General features: G+C 67.9%; 5 protein-coding genes and 1 tRNA gene. All 6 read right to left on the bottom strand.

Annotated elements, in window-relative coordinates; all coding sequences use genetic code 11:
- Positions 1-126 precede the first annotated feature (126 nt).
- On the bottom strand, positions 127-771 hold the full coding sequence (locus tag Q7T09_RS20210; protein ID WP_304702045.1) for a hypothetical protein: 645 nt from the start codon (positions 769-771) through the stop codon (positions 127-129).
- A gap of 221 nt (positions 772-992) precedes the next feature.
- A tRNA-Glu gene (locus tag Q7T09_RS20205) sits at positions 993-1,067 on the bottom strand.
- 92 nt (positions 1,068-1,159) lie between these two features.
- Positions 1,160-2,965, bottom strand: a complete 1,806-nt coding sequence (recJ, locus tag Q7T09_RS20200; protein ID WP_304702044.1) for a single-stranded-DNA-specific exonuclease RecJ — start codon at positions 2,963-2,965, stop codon at positions 1,160-1,162.
- Entirely contained in the window at positions 2,965-3,918 is a 954-nt protein-coding gene (gene glpX / locus Q7T09_RS20195) for a class II fructose-bisphosphatase (protein WP_304702043.1), read from the bottom strand. The genes recJ and glpX overlap by 1 nt, the downstream gene beginning before the upstream one ends.
- A gap of 51 nt (positions 3,919-3,969) precedes the next feature.
- Complete coding sequence (locus Q7T09_RS20190) at positions 3,970-5,259, bottom strand: homoserine dehydrogenase (RefSeq protein ID WP_304702042.1); 1,290 nt, start codon at positions 5,257-5,259, stop codon at positions 3,970-3,972.
- Positions 5,256-6,162: aminotransferase class I/II-fold pyridoxal phosphate-dependent enzyme (locus Q7T09_RS20185; protein ID WP_304702040.1), on the bottom strand; the 907-nt coding region annotated here is incomplete at its 5' end. The genes Q7T09_RS20185 and Q7T09_RS20190, both read right to left, overlap by 4 nt.

The following is a 6,162-nucleotide window of genomic DNA, read 5'->3' as shown; positions in this document are numbered from 1 at the left end:
ACGCCGCCGCCGGCCAGACCCTGTGAACACCTCGATCCGACGCGCCGCAGGCATCATCAGCACATCATCACCAGGCATCATCAGCACACCAAGCCACCTCGACACGTCAGCCGGGAGACTCTGCGATCAGATCAGACCTGGAAAGGTGGGGTCAGAGCAGCGCTTACGCTTGGCCGTACTAAGCGGGTTCTCCGGCAGGTTCCGGTTGCCGTACCTCGGGCCATAGGCCTTGGTCGGAATGCCGTTGGCTTTACAGAACACCTCTGTCAGCTCGCACAAGAGCGGCAACAGGAAGTTCGTGGTCATATCGCTAAGCGTGTCGGGGCCGACGCCCTCCTCGAACAGCCCCATAAGCGGTATTACGTTTGGGTTCTTTTCGCCGAGCTTGATGATCTGCTTCGCCGTGGCGAGGATCGCGTTCCGCAGCTTCGGAGGCCTGGAGCTGCCGTGCGTACTCGCCCCACCGTAACCCAAGCCGGTTTCAGCACGCTCATCGAGATCAAGCTGCTTATAGGCGGCCTTCCACGCGACATCCCCGACGACCTCTGAGGTGTCCAGCAAATCAAGCACATTGGTGAAGCGGTCCCGCAGGACCTTGATGCCCTTGGCCCGCATCAGCGCATTTTTGCTTTTGCTGATCAGCAGCGGGTCGATGAACAGTTTCGTATCCGAGTTCAATATCGGATCGACGAGGCCTGCCTTGTCCAGCGCCACGCTCGACAAGCCGAACTGGGTCGAAAACAGGATCGGCTGAATTAGTGTCGCTGCCATGCGCCCTCGCTAGGGTGAAGCTAGGTTACCGGGCGGCAGCTTTCAACCATTAGGCGTCCGCTCTGCGGGAACAGCCAGAAGGAGAGGCGCGGGCCGAAATCGCCCGTGCGACTCATCATATTTTCCGCAAATCAGATGGGCGAAAATAGGGTTGAAAAAGGTGTTGAAAAAACACCCCCGTTTTCACCCTAAGGCCTTGATTTTCCAAGGCCGAATTCGCGTGGCAGTCCCTAGGGGAGTCGAACCCCTCTCTCCAGGTTGAAAACCTGGCGTCCTAACCGATAGACGAAGGGACCGCAGCGGCGAAGGGCGGCTCTATATCTGCGTTCCAGGGGGTGCGCAAGCGCACTGAGCCCGACTTGTCGCAGTTCCCCACAATGGTCGCGCTTCACCCCACCCGGCGCAGGTCGGCGACGTCCTCGATCTCCAGCTCGACGCTGGAACGGCCCTGCCAGTCGTCGGGCTTCAGACGGCCGACGACGTGCAGTCCCCCGCCCTCGGCCAGCAGGCGGGCGCCGATCTCCGTGCCCTCGGAACGCCAGGCCACGGCCTTCAGCTTGCCGCCGGAGCGATCGGTCAGGGTGACCCTGACATGGCCGCCCTTGAGCGCCATGGCCCGCTCCACACGGACGTCGGACAGGGCGAAGACCGGCTCGGGGTTTCCGGGGCCGAAGGGCGCCATCCGCTGGAAGCTCTCATAGAGGGCGCGGTCGGCGCCGCCAGTGGTGATCAGGGCGTCGATGTCCAGGCCGTCCTCGGCCGCGGCCACCTGGCTCTCGTCGGCCAGCCGCTCGCAGAGGAAGGCGCGCAGGTCGGGAATGGTGTCGGGCTTGACGCTGAGCCCCGCGGCCATGGCGTGGCCGCCGCCGGCGATCAGCAGGCCCGCCTCATAGGCGGCCTGGACCGCCCGGCCGAGGTTCACCCCGGGCTGGGACCGGCCCGAGCCCTTGCCGACATTGGCCGCCCGGTCGATCCCGATGACCATCACCGGCTTGCGGTAGCGTTCCCGCAGGCGGCCGGCCACGATGCCGATCACCCCGGGATGCCAGTCATCGGCGGCCACCAGCAGCACCGGCAGGTCGGCCTGGTTGCTCTCCCGCTCGATGATCTGGACGGCCTGCTCCAGCACCTCGCGCTCCACCTCCTTGCGCGATGCGTTGAGGGCGTCGAGCTCGGCGGCCAGGTCGGCGGCCTCGCGGGGGTCGTCGGTGGAGAGCAGGCGAGCGCCCAGGTCGGCGCGGCCGATGCGGCCTCCGGCGTTGATGCGCGGCCCCAGGACGAAGCCCACATGGAAGGCGCTGGCCGGGCCCTGGCTCTTGGCGACCTCCAGCAGGGCCTTGAGGCCGGGATTGCGCCAGCCGGACATCACCTTCAGGCCCTGGGAGGCCAGGGCGCGGTTAAAGCCCACCAGCTGGGTCACGTCGCAAATGGCGCCCATGCAGGCCAGGTCCAGCCATTGGCGGATATCGGGCTCGGGGCGCTCGGGGCTGAACAGGCCCTGCCTGCGCGCCTCGCGGTTCAAGGCGGCCAGCAGGACGAAGGTGACCCCGGCGGCGGCCAGCACCCCCTGTCCGGACTCGCAGCCGGGCCGGTTGGGGTTCACGAGCGCGGTGGCGGGCGGAACCTCGTCGCCCCGCATCAGGTGGTGGTCGATCACCACCACCTCCAGCCCGATCTCCACGGCGTAACTCACCGCTTCCATCGCCGCGGCGCCGCAGTCGACGGTGATCACCAGCTCGACCCCCTCGTCCTTCAGACGGCGGAAGGCGGCCGGCGACGGACCATAGCCCTCGGTGATGCGGTCGGGGACGTAGATGCGCAGCGGCGCGCCCATGGCCCGGGTCCAGCGCACCAGCTGGGCGGCGCTGGAGGCCCCGTCTACGTCATAGTCGGCGAACACGGCCATGGGACGGCCCTTGGCTACGGCGTCCACCAGGATCTGGGCGGCCTTGTCCATGTCCATGAAGCTGGACGGGTCGGGGAACAGGGCCTTGAGGGTCGGGTTGAGATAGTCCTCGCCCGCGCCGTCCCCGACCCCGCGCGAGGCGAGCGCCCGGGCCAGGGGCTCGGGCAGGCCTAGCGCCATCTCGTGGCGGCGCACAGTTTCCGGATCGGCGGCCCGCTCGCGCCACAGCCGGCCGCTGAGCGACTTGGTGACGCCCAGATAGCCCGCCGGGGTGGAGCCGTCGGCCATCACACCGGCCGTTTCATCCGCACTTCGCGCACGGTCTGGGTGGCGGAATTCATGACGATGGTGTGGGTGTGGACGAAGCCGTCCTCGTAGTGGACGCCGTCCAGCAGGGCCCCGTTGGTGACGCCGGTGGCCGAGAAGATGGCGTCGGCCCGGACCATCTCGTGCAGGTCGTACTTGCGGTCGAAATCGGTGATGCCGATCCGCCGGGCGCGGGCCTTCTCGTCGGCGTTGCGGAACACCAGGCGGCCCTGGAACTGGCCGCCCACGCACTTCAGCGCCGCGCAGGCCAGCACCCCCTCCGGCGCCCCGCCCTGGCCGACATAGAGGTCAACGCCGGTGGACGGGTCAGCGGTGTTCATCACCCCGGCCACGTCGCCGTCGGTGATCAGATAGACCCGCGCGCCCACCGAGCGGACGCTGGCGATCAGCTCGGCGTGCCGGGGACGGTCCAGGATGCAGACGGTGATCTCGGCAGCCTCGACGCCCTTGGCCTCGGCCAGGGCCTGGACGTTCTGCGCGGCGCTCTTGTCCAGATCGATGATCCCGGCCGGATAGCCGGGGCCGCAGGCGATCTTGTCCATATAGGTGTCGGGGGCGTTCAACAGAGTGCCCTTGGGCGCCCAGGCCATGACGGCCAGCGCATTGGCCATCGCCTTGGCGGTGAGCGTGGTGCCTTCCAGGGGGTCCAGGGCGATGTCGATCTTGGGGCCTTTGCCCCGGCCGACCTTCTCGCCGATATAGAGCATGGGCGCCTCGTCGCGCTCGCCTTCGCCGATCACGATCTCGCCGTCGATGTTCAGGTCGTTCAGGGCCGTGCGCATGGCGTCCACAGCCGCCTGGTCCGCCGCCATCTCGTCGCCCCGGCCCACCAGTTTCCAGGCGGCGATGGCGGCGATCTCAGTCACCCGGACAGCGTCCATGACCAGACCGCGATCCAGAATTTCGGAACTCATGAACACGTCTCCTGCCGGAATCCGGCATAGCCGGCGACTATCGTGAGATTCTTAGATGCGCGCGATGCGCAACAGCCGCGGTCTCTCCAGCACCGAGGGCAGATTCGCGATGCGGTCGATCGCCGCCGTGAGCACGGATTCGGCCACCGCATGGGTCGTCAGCACGATCGGCACCCCGTCGGCGTTCTCCACGGGCTTCTGCAGGAAGCTCTCGATGGAGACGCCCGCCTCGGCCAGGGTTTCGGAGACGGCGGCGATGACGCCGGGCTCGTCCTTGACCATGAAGCGCAGATAGGCCCGGCCCATGCTCTTGGACGGGTCGACCGGGGTGAAGGGCTTTAGCTCGCCGGCCGGCTTCTGGAAGACTGGGCGCACCGCGCCGGTCATCACGTCGGCGATGTCGGCGGCCACGGCCGCGGCGGTGGGGCCAGACCCCGCGCCGGGGCCTTGGATATAGATGGTGCCGATCCGCGTCCCCTCGATGAACAGCGCGTTCAGCGCCCCGCCGGCCTGGGCCAGGGGGTGGTTGATGGGGGCGAGCGAGGGATGGACCCGCACCAGCACGCCGTCCGGCGAGCGGTCGGCCGAGGCCACCAGCTTGACCCGGTAGCCCAGGTCGCGGGCCAGCTTGATGTCCATCAGGTCGACGCCGTCGATGCCCTCGATTTCGGCCGCGGCGAAGGTGGGCGCGCAGCCGAAGGCGAGCGCCGCCAGGATGGAGATCTTGTGGGCGGCGTCGAAGCCGCCGACGTCCATGGTCGGGTCGGCCTCGGCGTAGCCGAGGCGCTGGGCCTCGGCCAGCACGTCGGCGAAGGCCCGGCCGCCGGAGTCCATCTCCGTCAGGATGAAGTTGCAGGTGCCGTTGAGGATGCCGGCGACCGACTTGATGTCGTCACCCACCATGGCCTCGCGCAGCATCTTCACCGCCGGAGTTCCGCCCATGACCGCGGCCTCGAACAGCAGGGGCACGCCCTTGGATTCGGCTAGCAGGGCTAGTTCGGCCCCATGCTCGGCGATCAGCGCCTTGTTGGCGGTGACCACGGGCTTGCCCGCGTTGAGCGCCGCCTCCACCGCGGCCTTGGCCGGGCCGTCCGAGCCGCCGATCAGCTCGACGAAAAGGTCGTTGTCCGGCGATTTGGCCAGTTCCACCGGATCGTCGAACCACGGCAGGTTGGAGATGTCGAAGGGCCGGGGCCGCGAGCGCGAACGCGCCGAGACCCCGGTCACCACGGCCTGTGCGCCGGCGGGCGCGAAGCCGGGCCGGTCGGACAGGAAGTTCAGCAGACCGCCGCCGACCGTCCCCAGACCCGCGACACCGATACGCCAGACGTCTTTGGTCATTGGGCCGCCAGGGTGTTGTGGGCCCGACCGAGGATTTCCTCGGAATTGGCCAGGAACTTCTTCACGTTGCGCGCGGCCTGCCGGATGCGGTGTTCGTTCTCCACCAGGCCGATGCGGACATAGCCCTCACCGTACTCGCCGAATGCCACGCCGGGGGCGACGGCGATGCCGGCCTCCTCGATCAGCAGCTTGGCGAACAGCATGGAGCCAGCGTCCTTGTACTGCTCGGGTAGCGGAGCCCAGGCGAACATCGAGGCGGGCGGCGACGGGATGTCCCACCCGGCCCGTTTCATGGAGGTCACCAGCGTATCGCGACGGCTTTTGTACGTGGCCCGGATCTCGTCGACACAGTCCTGGGGACCGTTCAGGGCCGCGGCGGCCGCCACCTGGATCGGAGTGTAGGCGCCGTAGTCGAGATAGGACTTCACGCGGGCGAGCGCGGCGCACATCCGCTCGTTGCCTACCACCATGCCAACCCGCCAGCCGGCCATGGCGTAGGTCTTGGACAGCGAATTGACCTCGACGGCGATGTCCTTGGCCCCGTCCACCTGCAGGATCGAGGGCGGCGGGTTGTCATCGAAATAGATCTCGGAATAGGCGATGTCGGAGAGCACCAGCAGGTCGTGCTTCTTCGCCAGGGCCACGGCCTCCTTGTAGAAGTCCAGGTCCACCCACTGGGCCGTCGGATTGGACGGATAGGACAGGATGAGCACGCTGGGGGCCGGGCTGGAGTGGCGCATGGCGGCGCTGACGCCCGAGAGATACTCCTCCGGCGACGGGGCCGGCACGTGGCGGATCACGCCACCGGCCATGATGAAGCCGTAGGCGTGGATCGGGTAGGCCGGGTTGGGGCAGAGAATCACATCGCCCGGGGCGGTGAGCGCCTGGGCCAGGTTGGCGAAG

This window comes from Phenylobacterium sp. (genome assembly GCF_030645195.1).
Taxonomy (GTDB): domain Bacteria; phylum Pseudomonadota; class Alphaproteobacteria; order Caulobacterales; family Caulobacteraceae; genus Phenylobacterium.
This window is presented reverse-complemented; position numbering and strand designations above follow the sequence as displayed.

What these genes read in the sequence shown, in the direction of transcription:
- Q7T09_RS20190 (WP_304702042.1), bottom strand. Translation starts at nt 5,259, where the DNA reads ATGACCAAAGACGTCTGGCGTATCGGTGTCGCGGGTCTGGGGACGGTC.
- Q7T09_RS20210 (WP_304702045.1), bottom strand. Translation starts at nt 771, where the DNA reads ATGGCAGCGACACTAATTCAGCCGATCCTGTTTTCGACCCAGTTCGGC.
- recJ (WP_304702044.1), bottom strand. Translation starts at nt 2,965, where the DNA reads ATGGCCGACGGCTCCACCCCGGCGGGCTATCTGGGCGTCACCAAGTCG.
- glpX (WP_304702043.1), bottom strand. Translation starts at nt 3,918, where the DNA reads ATGAGTTCCGAAATTCTGGATCGCGGTCTGGTCATGGACGCTGTCCGG.